Origin of the sequence: Loktanella sp. 3ANDIMAR09 (genome assembly GCF_001420005.1) — a bacterium.
In the GTDB taxonomy this organism is placed as follows: Bacteria; Pseudomonadota; Alphaproteobacteria; order Rhodobacterales; family Rhodobacteraceae; genus Loktanella.
In genome coordinates this window covers 83,642-103,474 of record NZ_LJAK01000006.1, presented here as the reverse complement: position 1 = coordinate 103,474, position 19,833 = coordinate 83,642, and the positions used below count along the sequence as shown (strand labels likewise).

At 61.8% G+C, this 19,833-nt stretch carries 22 protein-coding genes and 1 pseudogene; 13 read left to right on the top strand and 10 right to left on the bottom strand.

Going from position 1 to position 19,833, the window contains the following annotated elements:
- The first annotated feature begins 95 nt into the window (after nucleotides 1-95).
- The 7 genes from AN189_RS10720 to AN189_RS10690 all read left to right on the top strand — a co-directional run bounded on the left by AN189_RS10720 (nucleotide 96) and on the right by AN189_RS10690 (nucleotide 6,356).
- Complete coding sequence (locus tag AN189_RS10720; protein WP_056035349.1) at nucleotides 96-434, top strand: P-II family nitrogen regulator; 339 nt, start codon at nucleotides 96-98, stop codon at nucleotides 432-434.
- A gap of 31 nt (nucleotides 435-465) precedes the next feature.
- Nucleotides 466-1,797 carry an ammonium transporter gene (locus tag AN189_RS10715; RefSeq protein WP_056035346.1) on the top strand — a complete coding sequence of 444 codons (1,332 nt, stop codon included), beginning with the start codon at nucleotides 466-468 and terminating at the stop codon, nucleotides 1,795-1,797.
- Nucleotides 1,798-1,909: 112 nt separating this feature from the next.
- Nucleotides 1,910-2,911, top strand: a complete 1,002-nt coding sequence (gene dgcN / locus AN189_RS10710) for an N-acetyltransferase DgcN (RefSeq protein ID WP_056035753.1) — start codon at nucleotides 1,910-1,912, stop codon at nucleotides 2,909-2,911.
- Nucleotides 2,912-2,962: 51 nt separating this feature from the next.
- Nucleotides 2,963-3,916 (top strand): N-acetyl-D-Glu racemase DgcA, encoded by a 954-nt coding sequence (gene dgcA, locus AN189_RS10705; protein WP_056035343.1) that lies wholly within the window; start codon nucleotides 2,963-2,965, stop codon nucleotides 3,914-3,916.
- Between the two features lie 78 nt (nucleotides 3,917-3,994).
- Nucleotides 3,995-4,855 carry a D-amino-acid transaminase gene (locus tag AN189_RS10700; protein WP_056035340.1) on the top strand — a complete coding sequence of 287 codons (861 nt, stop codon included), beginning with the start codon at nucleotides 3,995-3,997 and terminating at the stop codon, nucleotides 4,853-4,855.
- A gap of 86 nt (nucleotides 4,856-4,941) precedes the next feature.
- A complete protein-coding gene (locus tag AN189_RS10695; RefSeq protein ID WP_083484355.1) occupies nucleotides 4,942-5,487 on the top strand; it encodes a cytochrome b in 546 nt (181 codons plus the stop codon).
- On the top strand, nucleotides 5,487-6,356 hold the full coding sequence (locus AN189_RS10690; RefSeq protein WP_056035337.1) for an NAD(P)H-hydrate dehydratase: 870 nt from the start codon (nucleotides 5,487-5,489) through the stop codon (nucleotides 6,354-6,356). Before AN189_RS10695 ends, AN189_RS10690 begins: the two co-directional genes overlap by 1 nt.
- On the opposite strand, the gene AN189_RS10685 is transcribed toward AN189_RS10690, so the two are convergent.
- The 4 genes from AN189_RS10685 to AN189_RS10670 form a co-directional block, all read right to left on the bottom strand.
- Complete coding sequence (locus AN189_RS10685; protein WP_056035747.1) at nucleotides 6,353-6,688, bottom strand: DUF3140 domain-containing protein; 336 nt, start codon at nucleotides 6,686-6,688, stop codon at nucleotides 6,353-6,355. The genes AN189_RS10690 and AN189_RS10685 overlap by 4 nt on opposite strands.
- Before the next feature lie 22 nt (nucleotides 6,689-6,710).
- Nucleotides 6,711-7,928: a Coenzyme F420 hydrogenase/dehydrogenase, beta subunit C-terminal domain gene (locus AN189_RS10680; RefSeq protein WP_056035334.1), complete on the bottom strand. Its 1,218-nt coding sequence runs from the start codon at nucleotides 7,926-7,928 to the stop codon at nucleotides 6,711-6,713.
- A gap of 134 nt (nucleotides 7,929-8,062) precedes the next feature.
- The gene (gene mbfA / locus AN189_RS10675) at nucleotides 8,063-9,040 is read right to left on the bottom strand and encodes an iron exporter MbfA (protein WP_056035331.1); all 978 of its coding nucleotides are present in this window, start codon (nucleotides 9,038-9,040) and stop codon (nucleotides 8,063-8,065) included.
- Nucleotides 9,041-9,097: 57 nt separating this feature from the next.
- A complete protein-coding gene (locus tag AN189_RS10670) occupies nucleotides 9,098-9,817 on the bottom strand; it encodes an NYN domain-containing protein (RefSeq protein WP_056035744.1) in 720 nt (239 codons plus the stop codon).
- A 182-nt stretch (nucleotides 9,818-9,999) separates the two neighbouring features.
- On the opposite strand from AN189_RS10670, the gene AN189_RS10665 reads away from it, so the two are divergent.
- On the top strand, nucleotides 10,000-10,848 hold the full coding sequence (locus tag AN189_RS10665) for a DUF4394 domain-containing protein (RefSeq protein ID WP_056035740.1): 849 nt from the start codon (nucleotides 10,000-10,002) through the stop codon (nucleotides 10,846-10,848).
- 675 nt (nucleotides 10,849-11,523) lie between these two features.
- Here the strand turns inward: AN189_RS10665 and AN189_RS10660 are convergent.
- The gene (locus tag AN189_RS10660) at nucleotides 11,524-12,495 is read right to left on the bottom strand and encodes an MBL fold metallo-hydrolase (protein WP_056035330.1); all 972 of its coding nucleotides are present in this window, start codon (nucleotides 12,493-12,495) and stop codon (nucleotides 11,524-11,526) included.
- A 266-nt stretch (nucleotides 12,496-12,761) separates the two neighbouring features.
- Between AN189_RS10660 and AN189_RS10655 the strand changes: the two are divergent.
- Nucleotides 12,762-13,393: pseudogene (locus tag AN189_RS10655) on the top strand (tyrosine-type recombinase/integrase).
- Between the two features lie 341 nt (nucleotides 13,394-13,734).
- Here the strand turns inward: AN189_RS10655 and AN189_RS10650 are convergent.
- The 4 genes from AN189_RS10650 to AN189_RS10635 form a co-directional block, all read right to left on the bottom strand.
- On the bottom strand, nucleotides 13,735-15,306 hold the full coding sequence (locus AN189_RS10650; RefSeq protein WP_056035327.1) for a GMC family oxidoreductase: 1,572 nt from the start codon (nucleotides 15,304-15,306) through the stop codon (nucleotides 13,735-13,737).
- A gap of 15 nt (nucleotides 15,307-15,321) precedes the next feature.
- Nucleotides 15,322-15,846 (bottom strand): twin-arginine translocation pathway signal, encoded by a 525-nt coding sequence (locus tag AN189_RS10645; protein ID WP_056035323.1) that lies wholly within the window; start codon nucleotides 15,844-15,846, stop codon nucleotides 15,322-15,324.
- A gap of 21 nt (nucleotides 15,847-15,867) precedes the next feature.
- Nucleotides 15,868-16,263 (bottom strand): VOC family protein, encoded by a 396-nt coding sequence (locus AN189_RS10640; protein ID WP_056035321.1) that lies wholly within the window; start codon nucleotides 16,261-16,263, stop codon nucleotides 15,868-15,870.
- Nucleotides 16,264-16,371: 108 nt separating this feature from the next.
- Nucleotides 16,372-16,665, bottom strand: a complete 294-nt coding sequence (locus AN189_RS10635; protein ID WP_056035318.1) for a ribbon-helix-helix domain-containing protein — start codon at nucleotides 16,663-16,665, stop codon at nucleotides 16,372-16,374.
- 150 nt (nucleotides 16,666-16,815) lie between these two features.
- Here AN189_RS10635 and AN189_RS10630 point away from each other — a divergent pair, with 150 nt between their 5' ends.
- Together AN189_RS10630 and AN189_RS10625 are read left to right on the top strand one after the other, a co-directional pair.
- On the top strand, nucleotides 16,816-17,271 hold the full coding sequence (locus tag AN189_RS10630; RefSeq protein WP_157057454.1) for a GntR family transcriptional regulator: 456 nt from the start codon (nucleotides 16,816-16,818) through the stop codon (nucleotides 17,269-17,271).
- 33 nt (nucleotides 17,272-17,304) lie between these two features.
- Nucleotides 17,305-17,493 carry a hypothetical protein gene (locus tag AN189_RS10625; protein ID WP_157057453.1) on the top strand — a complete coding sequence of 63 codons (189 nt, stop codon included), beginning with the start codon at nucleotides 17,305-17,307 and terminating at the stop codon, nucleotides 17,491-17,493.
- A gap of 486 nt (nucleotides 17,494-17,979) precedes the next feature.
- Here AN189_RS10625 and AN189_RS10620 read toward each other — a convergent pair whose 3' ends face one another.
- On the bottom strand, nucleotides 17,980-19,092 hold the full coding sequence (locus AN189_RS10620; protein WP_056035737.1) for an S-(hydroxymethyl)glutathione dehydrogenase/class III alcohol dehydrogenase: 1,113 nt from the start codon (nucleotides 19,090-19,092) through the stop codon (nucleotides 17,980-17,982).
- Nucleotides 19,093-19,197: 105 nt separating this feature from the next.
- Here AN189_RS10620 and AN189_RS10615 point away from each other — a divergent pair, with 105 nt between their 5' ends.
- Entirely contained in the window at nucleotides 19,198-19,452 is a 255-nt protein-coding gene (locus AN189_RS10615; protein WP_056035306.1) for an I78 family peptidase inhibitor, read from the top strand.
- Complete coding sequence (locus AN189_RS10610) at nucleotides 19,443-19,748, top strand: I78 family peptidase inhibitor (RefSeq protein WP_056035303.1); 306 nt, start codon at nucleotides 19,443-19,445, stop codon at nucleotides 19,746-19,748. Before AN189_RS10615 ends, AN189_RS10610 begins: the two co-directional genes overlap by 10 nt.
- Nucleotides 19,749-19,833 lie beyond the last annotated feature (85 nt).

Genomic DNA, 19,833 nt, shown 5'->3' with positions numbered 1-19,833 from the left:
TGAAAACTTGGCTATCACGCAACCGCGAGTCCTTGATCGTCCCATCCTAACCGCGGGCCTCTGCGTGGCCTGCCCCATTACATGAGGGCGATTAAGTGAAACTCATCATTGCAACGATCAAACCGTTCAAGCTGGAGGAGGTCCGCGAGGCGCTGACCACCATCGGCGTGCGCGGCATGATGGTCTCCGAGATCAAGGGCTTCGGCTCGCAGTCGGGTCACACCGAAATCTACCGCGGCGCGGAATACGCCGTGAACTTTGTGCCAAAGGTCAAGCTCGAGATCGTCGTGCCTGACAACATGGCCGAACAGGTGGTCAGCACCATCGCCACCACCGCCAAGACCGACAAGATCGGTGATGGCAAGATTTTCACCCTCGACGTCGAAGGCGCGCTGCGCGTCCGGACCGGCGAGTTGAACGACGACGCGCTGTAAAGCGGCCTTCAGTAAAGGGACATTTTCCGAAATGAAAACCACACTTCACAAAGCACTTTGGGGCGGGGCCGCACTGGCATTCCTGCCTGCGGTCGCCTTCGCTCAGGAGGTCGCCGAAGAAGCCGCCGCCGCGCCGTCGTTCGACGAAATCGGCCCCTATATCATGACCACATTGCTGTTCCTCGTGGGCGGCTTTCTGGTGTTCTGGATGGCAGCGGGTTTTGCCATGCTCGAGGCTGGCCTCGTGCGGTCCAAGAACGTGACGATGCAGCTGACCAAGAACATCGCGCTGTTTTCCATCGCGGCCATCATGTACTGGCTGGTTGGTTTCAACCTGATGTATCCGGGCGAATTCAACGGCTACTTTGCGTTCAACTTTGTGCCGACGGTACTGGAACCGGTCGGTCTGGCCGCCGCCGATGCATCGCTGGATTACGCATCCGTCGCATCCGACTTCTTCTTTCAGCTGATGTTTGTTGCCGCCACCGCGTCCATCGTGTCCGGTGCACTGGCAGAGCGTATCAAACTGTGGCCCTTCCTGATCTTCGTGATCGTGCTGACCGGCTTCATGTACCCGATCTCGGGTTCCTGGCAGTGGGGTGGCGGCTGGCTGTCCGAACTGGGCTTCTCCGACTTTGCAGGTTCCACGATCGTGCACTCTGTCGGTGGCTGGGCTGCATTGGCTGGCGCGCTGATCCTGGGCCCGCGTATCGGCAAGTACAAGGATGGCCGCACTGTTCCGATGCCGGGTTCGAACCTTGCACTCGCAACACTGGGTACGTTCATCCTGTGGCTGGGTTGGTTCGGCTTTAACGGTGGTTCGCAGCTGGCTGCCGGCACCGTGGGCGACATCACCGACGTGGGCCGCATCTTTGCCAACACCAACATGGCCGCATCGGCTGGTGCCGTCACCGCGCTGATCCTGACGCAGGTCCTCTACAAGAAGGTCGACCTGACCATGGTCCTGAACGGCTGCCTTGCCGGTCTGGTGTCCATCACGGCCGAACCCCTTGCGCCGTCCCTGTTCGGGTCGCTGCTGACGGGTGCTGTGGGTGGCGCAATCGTCGTGTTCACCGTGCCGCTGCTGGACAAGCTGAAGATCGACGACGTCGTCGGTGCCATCCCTGTCCACCTGTTCGCAGGTATCTGGGGCACGCTGGCTGTTGCCTTCTACACCGGCAACTGGGGCGCTCAGATCACGGGTATCATCGCCTACGGTGTGTTCACCTTTGTGGTTGCCGGTATCGTCTGGTTCATCCTCAAGGCCGTGACCGGTATCCGCGTCAGCGAAGAGGCAGAGATCAACGGTCTCGACACCTCCGAGCTGGGCATGGAAGCCTACCCGGATTTCGCAAAGGGTTAATCCTCCCCTCTAACCCTTGCATTCCTGACCCGGGCGTTCGCGCCCGGGTTTTTTGTTTTTCAAGCCGCAAGCACTGTGTCAGACAGTGGGCCAACCCCCACAGGATATCACCATGATCAACACGCCATACCTCTTGTTTCTGGGCGACGCGCCCGACCCGCTGGCGGCCAAGGTCGCACAGGGCATCCGTGACTGGCGTCCGCAATACGCGCTGGGTCAGCTGCGCCTGGACGGCTGCCAGGCCGATATGAAACTGCCCGACATGACACTGGCCGAGGGCCGCGCCGCAGGCGCGCAGACGCTGGTGATCGGCGTGGCCAACCGGGGTGGCAAGATTTCACCCCTGTGGAAATCGGTCCTGCTGGACGCGCTTGCCGCGGGCTATGATCTGGCGTCCGGCCTGCATAACCTGCTGCGCGACGACGCCGATCTGGTCGCTGCTGCAACAGCGCATGGCCGCACCTTGCATGATGTGCGCGTGCCAACCGTCGCCTATCCGATCGCCAACGGGGTGAAACGGACCGGCAAACGCTGTCTTGCCGTGGGCACGGATTGTTCGGTGGGCAAGATGTATACGGGCCTCGCCATGGATGCCGCGATGAAGGCGCGTGGCCTGAAATCGTCGTTCCGCGCCACCGGTCAGACTGGAATCCTGATCACGGGCGAAGGTGTGCCGCTGGATGCCGTGGTCGCCGATTTCATGGCCGGTGCGGTCGAATGGCTGACGCCAGACAATGACGCCGATCACTGGGACCATATCGAGGGGCAGGGCAGCCTGTTCCACATCAGCTATTCCGGCGTGACAATGGCGCTGGTCCACGGTGGCCAGCCCGACGCACTGGTGCTGTGCCACGAACCAACCCGGCCCCATATGCGCGGCCTGCCGGATTATGCAGTGCCGCAGCTGGCGGACCTGCGCGATCTGGCATTGCAGATTGCGCGCATGGCGAATCCTGCCTGTCAGGTGGTGGGCGTTTCGGTGAACACCTCCGGTCTGGGCGACGATGTGTTCGAAGATTATCTGGCCGGTGTCGAACGTGAACTGGGCCTGCCGACTGTCGATCCGTTTCGTCAGGGTGCTGATCGCCTTGTCGACGCGTTGCTGGCGCTATGATGGAATTTGCTGCGCAAATCCCATGCCTCCGGCGGGAGTATTTGGGGCAAGATGATGCTTGAGGTCACGCGCGATACATTCCGGTTGGCGCAGGTCTTTACGATCTCGCGCGGGTCACGGACCGAGGCGCAGGTGCTGACCGTGCGCGCGGGCAATGGCCTTGGCGAATGCGTGCCCTACGCGCGGTATGACGAGACGCTGGACAGCGTGACGGCGCAGATCGCGGGATTGCCCAAGGGGATCAGCCGCGCGGACGTGCAAGAGGCCTTGCCCGCGGGGGCCGCGCGCAACGCGGTTGATTGTGCGCTGTGGGATCAGGCGGCGAAACAGGCGGGCGTGCGGGTCTGGGATCTGCTGGGGCAGGCGGCACCGGCCCCTGCCGTGACCGCCTATACGCTGTCGCTGGATACGCCCGACGCGATGCAGGCACAGGCGGCGCGACATGCGCACCGCCCGCTGCTGAAGATCAAGCTTGGCACGCCCGACGACATGCCGCGACTGGAGGCTGTGCGCCGTGGCGCGCCGGACGCGCGTATCATCATCGACGCAAATGAGGGCTGGACTGCAGAGGTCTATGCCGACCTCGCACCGCATCTGCTGCGCCTAGGTGTGGCGATGGTCGAACAGCCGCTGCCCGCCGGGGCCGACGACATGCTGGGCGAGATCGCACGCCCCCTGCCGGTTTGCGCCGATGAGAGCTGCCACGACCGCGCTTCGCTGGCGGGGCTTGTGGGCAAATACGACATGGTGAACATCAAGCTGGACAAGACCGGCGGTCTGACCGAGGCGCTGGCGCTGAAGGATGCGGCACTGGCGCAGGGGTTCAGCGTGATGGTGGGCTGCATGGTCGGGTCATCGCTGGCCATGGCCCCGGCGACCCTGCTGACACCGGGTGCGGCCTTTGTCGACCTCGACGGTCCGCTGTTGCTGGCCGAGGACCGCGCGGTGCCGCTGGTATTCGACGCGGACGGCGTGCATGCGCCGGATGCGGGGTTGTGGGGTTAGGCCCTGCGACAACCGCCCCCTCTGGACAAGGCGCGCTACTCTTTGGATAACCAGCCGATATCAGCGAAAGGCCCGCCCATGACCCGCACCGTTTACCTGAATGGCGATTACCTGCCCGAGGACGAGGCCAAGGTCTCGATCTTTGATCGGGGGTTCCTGATGTCCGACGGGATTTACGAGGTGACCAGCGTGCTGGACGGCAAGCTGATCGACTTTGACGGCCACGCAGTGCGGCTGCAACGCTCGCTGGACGAGCTGGACATGGCCCACCCGTCGTCCAAGGACGACCTGCTGGAGGTCCACCGCGAGCTGGTGCGCCGCAACGACATCACCGACGGGATGATCTATCTGCAGATCACGCGCGGCAATCCCGGCGATCGCGACTTTGCCTATCCGCCAGCGGATACGCCGCCGACGCTGGTGCTGTTCACGCAGGCGAAACCCGGCATGGCCGACAGCCCGATGGCGAAGACGGGGATGAAGGTGATCAGCATTGCCGACCAGCGCTGGGGGCGCCGCGACATCAAGACGGTGCAACTGCTGTATCCGTCCATGGGCAAGATGATGGCCAAGGCGGCAGGCGCCGATGACGCCTGGATGGTCGAGGACGGTCACGTGACCGAAGGCACGTCCAACAACGCCTATATCGTCAAGGGCAACACGATCATCACGCGCCACCTGGGCAATGAAATCCTGCATGGCATCACGCGCGCCGCCGTCCTGCGTTTCGCCCGCGAGGCGCAGATGCAGGTGGAGGAACGCAGTTTCACAATTGCAGAGGCGCTGCAGGCCGACGAGGCATTCATCACCTCTGCCAGCACATTCGTCATGCCCGTGGTGGAACTGGACGGCGCGGCCATCGGCACAGGCACCCCGGGGCCTGTCGCGACCCGTCTGCGCGAAATTTATCTGGACGAGAGCCGCAAGGCCGCGGTCTGATTTTGCCGACACGATAGACGGCTCCAAATCCTGCATTGCCGAAGCGTCCCTGCCCGCTATTCTTGATCCAGAGCAAGGAGAGCAAGATGGCGACGATCAAGGATACACCGACCCGCTACGGCGTGATTTCCCGCGTTCTGCACTGGGGCATGGCACTGTTGTTTGCGGCGCAATTCGCTTCGGCTGCGGCCCGCGCGCTGCTGGAACGCGAAAATGCACTGCGCGAAACACTCTGGAGCTATCACACCAACCTTGGTGCGACGCTTTTTGTGCTGGTCGCGCTGCGCGGCATCTGGGGGCTGCTGAACATACCCAACCGCCCGCCGCACAGCGGGGCGATCGGCACCGCTGCTGTCGCGGGTCACGTCGCGATCTATGCGCTGATGTTCCTGGTGCCGTTCACCCGCCTGCTGGCATCGGCGGGCAGCGAACGTGGTTTCAGCTATTTCGGCATCCCGATTTTCCCCGCGCGCGAAACCGAAATCGCCTGGATGCAGGTTCCGGCCAATTTGCACGGTGAAATGGGGTGGCTGCTGCTCGCGCTGATCGCGGGGCACATCGCCATGGCGGTCGTCTGGCACGGGATCATCCAAAAGGATCACACGCTGCAGCGCATGACCGGCGGCCAGTGATGACGGCGGGATCGCCTGACCTTGCGACATTCCGGATCACGGCGGATCACCGCGACCGGCTGGCAAAGTTTGGCGATCGCCACAAATTCGACCATGGTCATGTGGTGGTCGGCGCTGGGCCTGCGTTACAGGGCGGGGCTGCGCGACTGGCAGCGCGCGCCGCGCTGCGGATCGGCGCAGGGCTGGTGACCATGCTGGCACCCCGGGACGCCGCTGACGCCCATGCCGCACAGCTGAACGCGGTCATGTTGCAAACCTACGATCAGACGCCGCAATTCGCCGGGCAATTGGCGGCCCTTTCGCCTGATGCAATCTGCGTGGGTCCAAATTTCGGGACGACAGCCACGGCGCGCGAGAAACTCAACGTGGTCCTGTCGCAAAGCGTTCCGCTTTGCCTTGACGCGGATGCGATCACCATGATCGCCCAGGATCGCCGGGCATTTTCGGCGCGCGCCTCGGATCGGGTCGTGCTCACACCCCACGCCGGGGAACTGCGCCGACTGATCCCCGGTGCGTTTGACCGGACCGATTGCCGGGTGACGCTGGCCCGGACAGCTGCGCGTAACCTTGGCTGTGTCGTCCTGTTCAAAGGTCCGGACACGCTGGTTGCACGGCCGGACGGCACCTGTGTTGTCGTCAGCTCCGACCCGATCCCGCATGCCGCATGGCTGGCGACCGCTGGCGCTGGCGATGTGCTGGCCGGGATCATCACGGGTCTGCTGGCCCGTGGATTCGCGCCAGCCTGTGCCGCAGCACTGGGCGCGCAGCTGCACCTGCAATGCGCCGCGGCCGTGGGTCCGGGCCTTATCGCAGAGGACCTGCCCGATGCGCTGCCACGCGTTCTTTCTGCCGTACTGTCAAAGCCTTAATCCGCCAGCGGATCGTGCCCCCAATTCATCAGGCTGTAACGCCAATCGGACTGTGCGACACCCTTGTCCGGACCACCCTGCGCCAGGTGTCGTTTGATGTAGCCCACGACCTTGGCCATGTGGTCCCACTGGTCGTCCGTCAGCGCGTCCTTGTTGGTGCGTTTGATCTTGACGATGCGACGACCGGAGGCGTGGCCGGTGCTCTCGCCGCTATCGCTGTCGCCGACGGATTTGCTCTCGTCTGTCTTGAGCCAGTCTTCCAGTTCTTGCGGTGCCATATTGACCAGATCGCGCCAGTCGTCCCAGATCGTGTCCTTGGATTTTGAAGACATGCCATTCTCCTGTGTTGCGGGATCAAGGCGTGCCGTCATCCTTTTGTTCCCCCGCTTGAGGTGTCAGGTCGTAGGGGGCGGCAATCCGCCAGACGTGACCGGGGATCATGTTCTTCATCTTGGCCGGTGCGGCCCGTCGCAGATGCAGGATCGATTCTGCCGCCTTCATCTCGACCCGCGCACGGGCGAATTCCAGCCCCTTGGGACCGATGCGCGGCATCAGCCAGCCCATGACGGGGCGCAGCCAGTCCGGCATCCGGCGCAATGGCAAACCGCCAGCGGCCAGCCGGGTATTCGCGATGAATCCCGCAACGGAACTGCGCCGCTTGCCCCGCGATCCCGGTGCCGCCAGTTGCACGGCATCACCCAGACCCGCCAGCATCTCTGCCCCGCGTGCGTTGCGCACGATCAGCCATTGTTCGCCTTCACCCGCCATGTAGCCGACGGTGATATCCGCCAGGCGGTTCGTGTAATCAACGCAGGTCCGGCAGGTCAGCGGGAAAAAATCATCCGGCAGATCCGAAATCGGCAGCTTCAGAAACGGGATCAAGCGACGGCTGTGGTCACGAAACCGCAGTTCGACATGGAAATCCGCGCGAAATTCCAGATAGGTCACCTCGTCCGGCCGGTCCGTCAGCCTGCCCAGGAAATCATGGAAATTGGCGGTTGTCGTGTTGTCCGAACAGGGCGTGCCGATGACATACAGCCTCTCCAGCCCCAGCTGCGCCTCGATCGCCCGCAGGGCATAGACCTGACAGGGTATGCCTACGACTGCGACCCGCCTGTGACCTGCCGCAATCGCGGGCTCCAGTGCGGCCAGCAGCGGCGCATAGCCCATGCGCATGCCCCGCGCGCGCCTCAGGTCGTCAGGCTCGGTCAGGATGGCGGGCACCGGTGCCCAGCGATCCTCTGCGTCGGGGACACAGGCCAGAACTGCGTCCACAGCACCGCGCCGCAACAGATCAGCCGCCAGTGACGTGGTGATCCCCGTCCATTGCGCCCCATCTCGTGGTTGCACCATCGCGGCACGATACATCGCCTGCGTCACGCCAAAGAACGCCTCGTCCCCCGCGTGTGCCGCATCGCGCCCGTGAACCTGCCGTTCCAGACGTGGATAATCGGGTGCGATGAACTGGCAGGCTGCCCCGCAGGCACCGGGATCGGCCATCCGGCTGACCCCGCAATCGGTGCACAGGCTGCGGGGCGCGGCATCGCGCAGGGTGTCGGGTGTCATGTCCATCCGCAAACCTTGCCCCGCGCCGGGCCAAGTTGAAAGCCGTTCAGCATCATCTTGCCAAAAATACTCACAGGGCGCACAGCGCCCCCGCATTTTCGCGAAAATGTGGAACCGCCCGATTTTTCGCGAAAAATCGGCTATCCCGCCCCGATCAACGCACCCGCACCGAACACCAGCGCGCCCCCCAGCACCACCTGGAACGCCGCGCGCAGGAACGGCGTTTGCATATAGCGGTTCTGGATCCAGGCGATCGCCCAGAGTTCGACAAACACGACGATCATCGCGATGATCGTGGCCGTCCAGAAATCCGGGATCAGATAGGGCAGGGCGTGACCCAGTCCGCCGACGGTCGTCATGACGCCCGCCGCGATGCCACGCTTCAGCGGTGACCCCCGCCCCGAAATCTGGCCATCGTCGGACGCAGCCTCGGTAAAGCCCATTGAAATACCGGCACCGATACTCGCGGCAAGTCCAACCAGGAATGTCGTATGCGTATCCTGTGTCGCAAAGGCGGTCGCAAAGATCGGGGCCAGCGTGCTGACCGATCCGTCCATCAGCCCCGCCAGTCCCGGCTGCACCCAGGTCAGCACGAATTGTCGGTGGGCGGCGGCGTCTTCCTCGTTCAGGGCCGTGGCCCCCAGATTGTCGCGTGTCAGCTGGTCGGCGGTGTCGATGTGGCCACTTTCCGCGGCGGCCAGATCGCCCAGCAACTTCCGGGTCGCCGCATCCGTCGTCGCCTGGGCTGCGTGGGTGTAGAACCGTGCGGCATCCCGTTCCATCTGGCTGGCCTGCGCACGGATCGTGTCCAGCGGCAGATTGGCCGTCAGCCAGACCGGGCGGCGCGCGTAGAACCCGGACACGTGTTCGCGCCGGATCAGGGGGATCACCTCTCCGAACCGGGCGCGGTGCAGATCAATCAGCCGCCTGCGATGTCCATCCTCTTCGGCGGCCATTCCGTCGAACACGGCCGCGCTGGCCGGATAGTCGGTGCGCAGCATCTCGGCGTAGCTGCGATAGATCCGCCCGTCGTCCTCCTCGGATGAGATGGCAAGCGCCAGCACTTCCTGTTCGGTCAGATCGGCAAAACGGCGGCGCTGGTTGAAACCGGGTATCATGGCGGCCCTCATTTAGAATAATTCTAAAGTAGTCGAAATCCGGGCCAGCACAAGCCCTCAGTCCAGCCGGCGCACTTCCAGGTGGTTGCCCTGTCGCTGTGCGACCTCGAACCGGCCCGATTTGCGCAACAGGTCGGACAGTTTTGCGCTGCCATAGGTGCGGGGATCGAACTCGGGTGTTGCGCTGACCAGGTATTGGCCCAGCTGCCCCAGCGTGTACCAATCCGCATCCGGATCGATCGACCGCATCGCGGCCAGCACCAGCGGGATCACATCCTGCGGGGCCTCCTTGGTTTCACCCTTGGGGCCGTCGCTGGGGGTGGGGGTGGTCTCTGCCGTATCGCCCAGGTTCTCGACAAAGATGAACCGCTTGCACGCGCGGCGGAACGCATCCGGCGTCTTCTTTTGACCGATCCCGTAAACATCCACCCCCTGTTCGCGGATCCGCGCGGCCAGCGACGTGAAATCACTGTCGGAGCTGACCAGCACGAATCCCTGGAACCGGTCGGTGTGCAACAAATCCATGGCATCGATCACCAGCGCGATATCGCTGGAATTCTTGCCCGTGGTATAGGCCGGCGACTGCTGCGGGTTCAGCCCGTGTTCCAGCAACACCCGGTTCCACCCGGCCAGCTGGTTGCTGGCAAAATCCCCGTAGATCCGCCGCACCGATGCCTCGCCAAAGCGCGCTACCTCCTCGAATATCGCGGCGGCATGTTTGGGGCTGGTGTTGTCGGCATCGATCAGCACGGCCAGCAGCGGGCGTTTGTCGGGCATGGGGTCATCCTTGTGTTTCACCCCAGACTTAGCGCAGGCGCGCAAAACCCGCCAGCCATCCGCAAAACGCGGTGAAACAGGAAAATTCCCGCACCCCCTGAAACTTTTTCCGGCACCCTGACGTGGTTTCCTCAATCGCCGGCGCAACCGTCGGCATTCACTTTGGGAAGAACACTATGACCATGAAAACGACAGCCATCGCCACCATCGCAGCCGCAACACTCGCAGGTCCGGCCTTTGCCGCGGCCCACGCCGGCACCATGGGCTATGCCCTGGCCGAGGACGGCGCGACGCTGGTCACCATGGCCGATATCGCAGCACCCGGAGAGGTGCAGACCTTTGCGCTGGAAACACCGCTGCGCGCCATCGCCTATCGTCCGGTCACGGGCCAGCTGCTGGGGTTCGCAGACGGCACGATCTATGACATCGACGCCACCACGGGCGCGCTGACCGATCTGGGGGCCACATTCGCCGACGACGCCATGATCGGCGAGGGTGCAGTCGCATTCGACTTCAACAACCAGATCGACGCCGTGCGCCTGGTGGGTGAGGACGGTGCCAACCTCGTCTATTTCCCCGAAGGTTTCGGTGACGCGGACGAGCGTGCAAACTCTGTCCTGCGCTTTACCGATGCGTTCTACCTGGACGGTGACGCAAACGCACGCGCGACGCCCGCCATCTTTGCGAACGCCTACACCAACGCGATCCCCGGTGCGACGGCAGCGTCGACAGCACAATACGCCATCGACGCAGGCACCGACGCACTGGTCACACTGGCTAACAACGCGGGTGAACTGGCAACCGTCGGCGCACTGACCCTGGACGGAGAGCCCGTCGACGTCACCGCAATGGGCGGCTTTGACATCGTGTCCGCGACCGAGGGCGACGACATGGCCTACGCCGTGCTGCAGACCGAAGGGTCCGAGACCGCAGGCCTCTACCTCGTGGACCTGACCTCGGGTGCCCTGACCAACCTCGCCGACCTCGGCATGGGCGGGTTCACCGGGTTTGCGGCCTCCAAAGGCATGTAATTTCCGACAGACGGACTTTCCCGGACCGTCCAACGGATGCAAAAGACGCCCTCGGCCAGACTGGCCGGGGGCGTTTTTGGTTTGGGGGGGCTTTCGGCCCATACCGGACCTTCGCCCCTCGCTTCAGATGCTGCAGTTGCAGCCCGCGTAGCGGACATTGATCCATGACCGCAGCATGTTGATATGCTCGTTGACTGCACCACGGGACGAAGCTGCGGTTCGAGACACCAATTTGATTGTCCGCTTCGGCAATGCCAATTCCAATGTCAATGCTGTCCTCGCCAATGCACAGCCGACTCAGGAAGAGACGAGCATGCGATGACAAGTTCCCGGGCACGTCCCTTTACCCTCATTAGATGCGAAGGAACGACGCAGTTCAGGCTGGATGAGGTCGGGGCGGCGCAATGTAGTGCCTAATTCTTGTGAACTCTAAAATCTGATATCTCTGCCACGGCAACTTCTCGGGCCAGGAGCCTAAGGGACAAATCGCCCGAGTTGTAAGCGTGATGTCGCCCGAGTAACGCTGTCGGACAAATTGGGATTGGTCCGACAACGCCATTCTGCAGGCTTAAAGTGTGCGGTTCGTTTTTTCGTCCCGATGCTTAAGTAGCTCCCTAAGTATAGCAATCGGCCCGAAAATTCGCCACCAGCTTTCGGCTTTGCGAAACGACCGCTTTACATGTGCCGCCATACTTCTGGAACCCAGGCGTAGGCCCCATCCTTTTCTTCGACATGGCCGATACCGGGGAACGGCAAATGGGTGCCCGCAACGGCAATCTTGTCGGCAACCACCATATCCAGGACGCGGCGGCGAGTCTCGGCGGCCTGCGTGCTATCTGCGTCGAAGGCGATGCCGGCATCGGGGTGTTGAAACTGCAGCGACGCCACAGCTGTGCTGTCTCCCCATATGATCAACTGATCAGAGCCATCCGACACACGGATCCCGCTGTGTCCAGGCGTATGCCCCGGCATGGCCAAAGTCGTAAGGCCGCCACCAAGATCGGTATTGCCTCCAAACATTTCAGTCCGCTGGGTGTAAGCTTCGCTGACAGCACGTGCCAGTGCGAAGAAACCTTGCGACGATTCCGGCGCACCCGATGCGATCGTCTCATCCGTCCAGAAGGCATGATCGGTTTCGCTGACATGCAAAGATGCATTCGGGAAGACCGCGCCATTATCTCCCATCAATCCCCCGATGTGATCCGGGTGCATGTGGGTCAACACAACGCGCGTCACGTCTTCAGGTGCAACGCCAAGCGATTCAAGCGATGTGCGCAACCGGCCTGCTGTTGGTCCAAAGGAACCGCCCGCACCAGCATCGATCAAACTGACCTGGTCCCCCTGGCGAATGACGTGCGTACTGATTGCCAGCGGAATCGGATCCGCAGGGTCAAGATAGGCCGCCTTCAATCCTTCGTCGATTTGCTCGTCCCCAAGGTTTGTCACCATGTTCTGATCAAGCTCGAAATACCCGTCCAGTAAGGTCGTCACGCGCAGATTGCCGACCATACGGTCATAGAAGGTTGGAAGTGGCACCGTTGTATGGGCCGCGGCCTGGAGGACCTGTGGGCGTCCGGCGGCAAGAAGGGCAGCCCCGCCAGCGGCGCCGAGGATCATTCCACGGCGCGAGAGATCAAAAGAAGTCATGAGTTATTCCCTGTTTCAAATGCAGATTTTCAATTCTGCGTATCGTATGCTCTTATTCAAATAGGTCGGAATTTCAGATGACCACCCACTGAGAGCATAGACAGACCAAAGCCCCTCGGACGAACAGCGGACATCTTGCGGATTTGCGGCATTCCACAACTCGGGCTCAGAGCAGTCGTGGGATGCAGGGCAGAGGCTTTTGATATAATTGCATGGTCAACGTCGGGTTGTCGATGTGGAGGGCATGGCGGATCGGAGGATCAGTCATGGAAACATCAAACCTACCAGCCATTCGCGCACTTCGCCCCGCCTGGAACAAGGGTCGCATCGTTGGGCAGAAACGGCCACTGAAACCAAAACACGTCTGGGCAATCCGTGTTCGACTTGAACTGGCCGAGAACCATCGAGACCTCGCGCTGTTCAGTATGGCGATCGACAGCAAGCTGCGCGGCGTGACTTGGTGAAGATGAAAGTCGTCGACGTCATGGCGTCTGGTCAGATCAAGGAACGAGCATCGGTGCTACAAAGTAAGACACAGAAACCTGTGCGGTTCGAGATATCCGAAGGCACACGGGCGTCGGTCGAAAAGTGGATGGAAGATGAGCTCATGGTCGGCTCGGAGTACCTTTGGCCGAGTCGGTTCCATGAAAGCCTGCACATCTCGACACGCCAGTATGCGCGGATCGTCCGAGATTGGGTCACCTCGATCGGTCTAGAAGCGAGCGCATATGGCACGCATTCAATGAGGCGAACAAAGGTGACCCAGATCTACAAGAAGACCGGCAACTTGCGGGCGGTTCAGCTTCTGCTTGGTCATACCAAGATGGACAGCTCAGTCAGGTATCTGGGCGTCGAACTTGAGGACGCTCTAGCAATTTCCGAGGCCATTGAAATCTAGCAACTTATGGGCCGTCTTCGTGGACGGCCCATTGCCGACCTTGGGGCTGGGCGACCACGCTGCGGCGCAACTTCACCAAACCGGCCATTCATCCATGGCGCAGCATTTTCGGCGGTTGGAGGTCGGCAGAGCGGAACCTTCCTGGCGGTAGTCTCAATTCCGAGAGGCCTATGACAAGACCTTTGGAATATTATCGGCCCGCGGGAATGTGGATCGTATGCGATCACATCTGGATCATTTTGGACATGTTAAGATTTTGACCATTTGGGCCGGCGCTGTCATGCGATTGGATCGCGCGAAGCAGGACGGTCGCGCCGGACGAACCGGCGCGGCCGTTACGTTCAGATGTTGCCGCGCGACATCTCGGCGGCGATGTGTTCAGCCTGACGGATGGCCAGCGCCACGATGGTGAGCGTCGGATTTTCCGCAGCACCCGTGGTGAACTGCGATCCGTCAGAGATGAACAGATTCGGCACGTCATGCGCCTTGCCGTTCTTGTCCACCACGCCGTCCGCCGCGTTCGCCGACATCCGATTGGTGCCCAGGTTGTGTGTCGACGGATAGGGCGGGGTGGGCAGAACGCGCGTGGCCCCAAGCGCCTCATACATCGCCATGCCGGTCTTGAAGGCGTGGTCGCGCATCGCGATGTCGTTGGGGTGGTCGCTGAAGTTGACATTGGCGACCGGCAGTCCGTGCTGATCTTTCACGTCCATGTTCAGCGTAACGCGATTGCTTTCCTGCGGCATGTCTTCGCCCACGATCCACATGCCGGCCATGTTTTCATAGCTATCCAGCGCGGTCGTGAATTCACGCCCCCAGCTGCCCGGGTCCATGAACGCGGCCATGAACGGCAGGCCAAGGCTTAGCGTTTCCAACTCGTAGCCGCCGACGAAACCGCGTTCGGGGTTGTGGCCCGCCTCGTCCTGCATGATGCCCGCCATGGTCGTGCCGCGCCACATCTTCACCGGTTTGTCGAAGATGCCGTAAACCGATCCCGTGACGTGGCGCATGTAGTTGCGCCCGACCTGTCCGGAAGAGTTCGCCAGCCCGTCAGGGAACATCGACGACGCAGAGTTCAACAACAGACGCGGGCTTTCAAAGGAGTTGCCCGCGACGCAGACTATCCGTGCCTTCTGCATCTGCAGATTGCCGTCCTTATCGAAATATTCGACGCCTGTGACCTTGCCGCTGGCGTCGTGCAGGATGCGCGCGACGTGGGCGCGCTCTCGCACTTCCATGTTGCCCGTAGCCTCGCCCTCGGGCACCTCGGTGTAGGCGGTGGACCACTTGGCGCCCCACTTGCAGCCCTGAAAGCAAAAGCCGGTCTGCTGGCACATCATCCGGTCGCCGGTCTCGTCCGAGTTGATGGCCATGTGGCCGGTGCTGACTTCCATCTTGCCGATGGCCTTGGCTCCGGCCTCGAACACCTTGTAGTTGTTGTTGCCGGGCAGGCCGGGACGGCCGCCAGTACGCGTGACGCGCATCTTCTCTTCGGCGCGGGTGTAGAAGCTGTCCATCTCGCGCGGGTCGATCGGCCAGTCCAGCAGGTTTGCACCGGCGACGTCGCCGTAGGTCGTGCGTGCCTTCCATTCATGATCCTGGAACCGCAGGGATGCACCGGCCCAGTGGGTCGTCGTGCCGCCCACGGCCTTTACGATCCAGGCGGGCAGGTTCTTGAAATCGCGGGACACACGCCATTCGCCGGACGTCGTGCGGGTGTCGGTCCAGGCCAATTGCCCAAAGCTGTCCCATTCGTCGTTGATGAAGTCCTGCGGCAAGTAGCGACCGCCAGCCTCCAATGCGACGACGCTGATGCCCTTCTGGGCCAGTTCGTTGCCCAGCGTGCCGCCGCCGGCGCCTGTTCCGATGATGACGACGACGCTGTCGTCGTTCAGATCAAATGGTGCTGCCATGATCCGTCTCCCCCCTCAAAGCCAGTTGATGTCGTCGAAGCCGCGATTGATGTAGCCACCCTGGGAATAGCTCTCACCCTCGTAGCCAAAGATCGGCCAGATCGCCTTCTGGTTATAAAGCCCCGTCACCAGACCACTGCGGATCTGCTGAAAGAAGTCGGTTTCTTCCATGCTGCGCAGGATCTTTACGCGGTCCGCTTCCCACAGGGTGCCAAGGTAGCTGTCGAAACCTGCTTCGCGGGCAGCCTCGTTCAGCGCGGCGATTCCGGCCTCGACACCTTCGGCCCCCTCGTTGGTGTCGTACATCCGCACGGCGGTGGCGTAGTATTCGTCGGCCACCTTGTCGTGCGGATAGATGTCACGCGCCATCTGCGTCAGCGTGGCAAAGGTTTCCGGGCTCAGGGCCTTCATCTCCACCGCCCATGCGGCGTCTGGTGCGGCGATGAAGCCAGCCCCCACCACAAAGGTCGCCCCCGCCGCCGTCGCACGCGACAGAAGCTGGCGCCGCGTCATGCCCTTCGGGCTTGTCGTCGTTTCCATATCGTCTCCTCCCTTATGTGATCACTTGAAGCGACCGGCGCGGGCCAGCACTTCGATCTGATAGCCGTCCGGATCGGCCACGAAAAAGAACCGCCCCACCAGCTCCCCCGCTGGGGCGAATTCCACGAGTTTACGGGGATTGAGGCCTTCCGCCTCGAACCGGGCATGTTCGGCGTCGAGATCATCGACTGACACGGCAAGGTGGCCGTAGCCGTCGCCAAGGTCGTAGGAGTCGGTGCGCCCCTTGTTGATCGTCAGTTCCAGCTCAAAGTCGCTCTCGGCGTTGGCCAGATAGACCAGCGTGAAGTCCGGAAAATCGAGACGGTCTGCGATCGTCAGTCCGAACGCCTTTTCGTAGAACGCGACGGAACGCGCCTCGTCCAGCACGCGGATCATGGAATGAATTGTCTTGGCCACCGGCCTCTCCCCCTCTTTGGTCATGGGGACAGGCTAGGACGGGGCGACCGGGGGCCGGGTAGTATGGACCTACTACCCGCGTATTTTATCGCGGCGCAATGATCGGCCCTATTCGGCAGCGAACTCGAAACGTGGGGTGGTGATGGAGGATTCCATGAATTTCAGACAGGCACAGCGCAGCAGCGACGTGAAATTCTCTGGCTCTCCACGTAATTCAAGAACCTCGGCGTGCAACTTCGAGATGAACATCGGCGTTGTCACGCCGTCACGTTCAGCAATCTGGTCGATCACCGCCCAAAAGGCGTTTTCAAGCCGAATGCTGGTGCTTTGGCCGTTCAGCCGCAGGCTGCGTGTCTGACTGGCGTAGCGGTGCGGATCCTGATCGGCAAAGACATGGCACATCTGATTTTCCCTCCCAAGAACGTGGCGCCGATCGACCAAAGGCCCACCGCGCGCAACGTATCGTATTTCGTATACGAACTGCGCGAACCTGTCTATCGGGCCCGCGCAATTGTGATATGGCGGTCGTGACAAAGCGTGCAGGACGGTGACATGGAGACGGTGAAACAGCGACGCAGCCTCGTCGAGGAGACCTACGACATCCTTGTCGATGCGATCTGCACTGGCGAAATCCGGCCGGGTGAACGGTTGAACCAGGACGATATCGCCTCCAGGCTCAATGTCTCGCGCCAGCCCGTCAACAGTGCCATCTCGATCCTCAAGGCCAACGGCCTGGTCGAGGATACCGGCCGTCGCAGCGTCATCGTGACGCCCTTCGACCGCCACCTGTTTCGCGCGATCTATGACTTTCGGGTCGTGATCGAGCCCTTTGCGGTGCGGCAGGCCGGCAAGACCCTGACGCCCGCCGACCGGGTGATGGCGGACGCTTTCCTGCGCGCGGCTGATGACGCGCGGCGTGACGGCAGTTTAAGTCGGCTGGTGCAAGCCGACATGAAGTTTCACGAGATGATCTACGGCTGGAGCCGCAACCCCGTCATCGAGACCTAAATGCGGATGAATTGGCATCACATCCGTCGGTCAATGGCCGAAATTCTGAGGGATCCCGCGGCAATCTCTTCTGTCTGGGCGCAGCATTTCGATATCGTGGAGGATCTCTTTGCAGGCGAAATTGAAAGCGCTGCTTCGAAAATGGAGAATCACATCCGGCAATCGTATGACGCGGTTATCCGTGTGATTGAAACAAGCGAGACGGACAGGATCAAGGTCTGAAGGGGTTTTCTTTTTAAGCTTCAAATATATCTAAAATTTCAAATTATTCCGATACCTTGTTCTATTCCTACCTTGGGCCTGAGAAGTTTGACTTAATGCCGGGCACCTTTGCGGTTATAGCTGAAGAAGGCGACGTCCCGACTATTGGATGTGTCAAATGCACCGGCTGACGGGAAAGGCCACTTCGGCTTTGCCAAAGCGACAGATCAAGTTGTAGTCATCGGCCGGATTTGACCGCTTTGATGTCCTGCCTCTGCGAAATGCGATGGGACGGCATTTGGCAAGTAGGGCTCACTGCCGACCTTCGTCGCGTATGCACCCTGAAAAGTATTATGGCGCGTCCATGAGCGTCAGCTTTCTTCAGCTTGCCCATTTTAGTTCGCGGGTGCGGCGAATGTCAGCTCTCCGCCCAAAACCCACCACCCCCACAAAAAAGCCCGGTCGTACCGACCGGGCTTTTCACGCATTCTCAACCCAAAGCTGTCGTCAGTAGATGACGACGCCGCGGATGCTTTCGCCGCTGTGCATCAGATCGAACCCCTTGTTGATGTCGTCCAGACCCATCTTGTGGGTGATCATCGGGTCGATCTCGATCTTGCCGTCCATGTACCAATCCACGATCTTGGGCACATCCGTGCGGCCCCGCGCCCCGCCGAACGCCGTCCCGCGCCAGCTGCGGCCCGTGACCAGTTGGAACGGGCGTGTGCTGATCTCGGCACCTGCGGGGGCCACGCCGATGATGATGCTCTCGCCCCAGCCCTTGTGCGCGCATTCCAGTGCGGTGCGCATCACGCCCACGTTGCCCGTCGCGTCAAAGGTGTAATCCGCGCCGCCGCCCGTCAGCTCGACCAGGTGCCCGACCAGATCGCCCTTGACCTCTTTGGGGTTCACGAAATGCGTCATGCCGAAATGGTCGGCCATCTTCTTTTTCTCGGGGTTCAGGTCGACGCCGACGATCTGGCTGGCCCCCGCCAGACGCAGGCCCTGAATGACGTTCAACCCGATCCCGCCCAGGCCAAAGACAACGGCCGTTGATCCGATTTCCACCTTGGCCGTGTTGATCACCGCACCGATGCCCGTGGTCACGCCGCAGCCGATGTAGCAGATCTTGTCGAACGGAGCATCCTTGCGCACCTTGGCCAGCGCGATTTCCGGCAGGACCGTGTGATTGGCAAAGGTCGAACAGCCCATGTAATGCAGGATCGGCGTGCCATCCAGCATCGAGAAACGGCTGGTTCCGTCGGGCATCAACCCCTGTCCCTGCGTGCTGCGGATCGACTGACACAGGTTGGTTTTCGGGTTCAGGCAGTAATCACACTCGCGGCATTCGGGCGTATAGAGGGGGATCACGTGATCGCCCACCTCCAGGCTGGTGACGCCGGGGCCGACCTCGACCACGACGCCGGCACCCTCGTGCCCCAGGATCGCGGGAAAGGCACCTTCGGGGTCGTCACCCGACCGGGTGAATTCATCGGTGTGGCACAGGCCGGTGGCCTTGATCTCGACCAGAACCTCACCGGCCTTGGGGCCTTCGAGGTTGACCTCCATGACTTCGAGAGGCTGACCTGCCTTGAGGGCGACGGCGGCACGGGTACGCATATGATCGGTCCTTTGTTGATTTGCGGCAATGGTCTGCGAATTGCGACCGGATTTCAACCCGCGCCCACTTGTCAAAGGCCGGCTGAGCTTGTCAGGGTGGTGGTCATGAAAATCTTGCTTCTTTTGCCGCTGCTCGCGGCCTGTGTCACCGGACCTGCGCCGGTCCCTTCGGACGATGGATGCGGTGCCGCGGGTTACGCGGGCCTGCTGGGCCAGAACATCGCGGCGGTGACCCTGCCCGCGGATCTGAACCACCGCGTCATCGGTCCCAACCAGATGGTGACGATGGATTACGTCGAAAGCCGGGTCAATTTTGAAACCGACATCGTCGGCACGATCATGAGGGTGACATGCGGATAATCTGGACCCTGCCGTTGCTGGCCCTGATCGCCTGCGGCGGATCACCGCGTGGTGTGGCACCCCAGGCGCAGACAGTCGTCGATAACCCCGTGCCGATGGGTGTCGACAATTCCTGCGGCGGGCGGCGTTACGGCAGCCTGGTCGGCAAGGACGCCACGGTGCTGGAAACGGTGCTGATCCTGGGTCCGGTGCAGGTCATCCGCCCCGGCGGGATCACGGCGCAGGATTATCAGCCGGACCGGATCAATTTCATCGTGGGCGCTGACGGGACGATCACGCAGATCACCTGCGGCTGATCCGTATCGAAGCCTGCCACCGGTACCACGCACTGGGTGGGGGCTCATGGCGCAGCACCGGGGCAGTCCTTCGATGTCATATCGT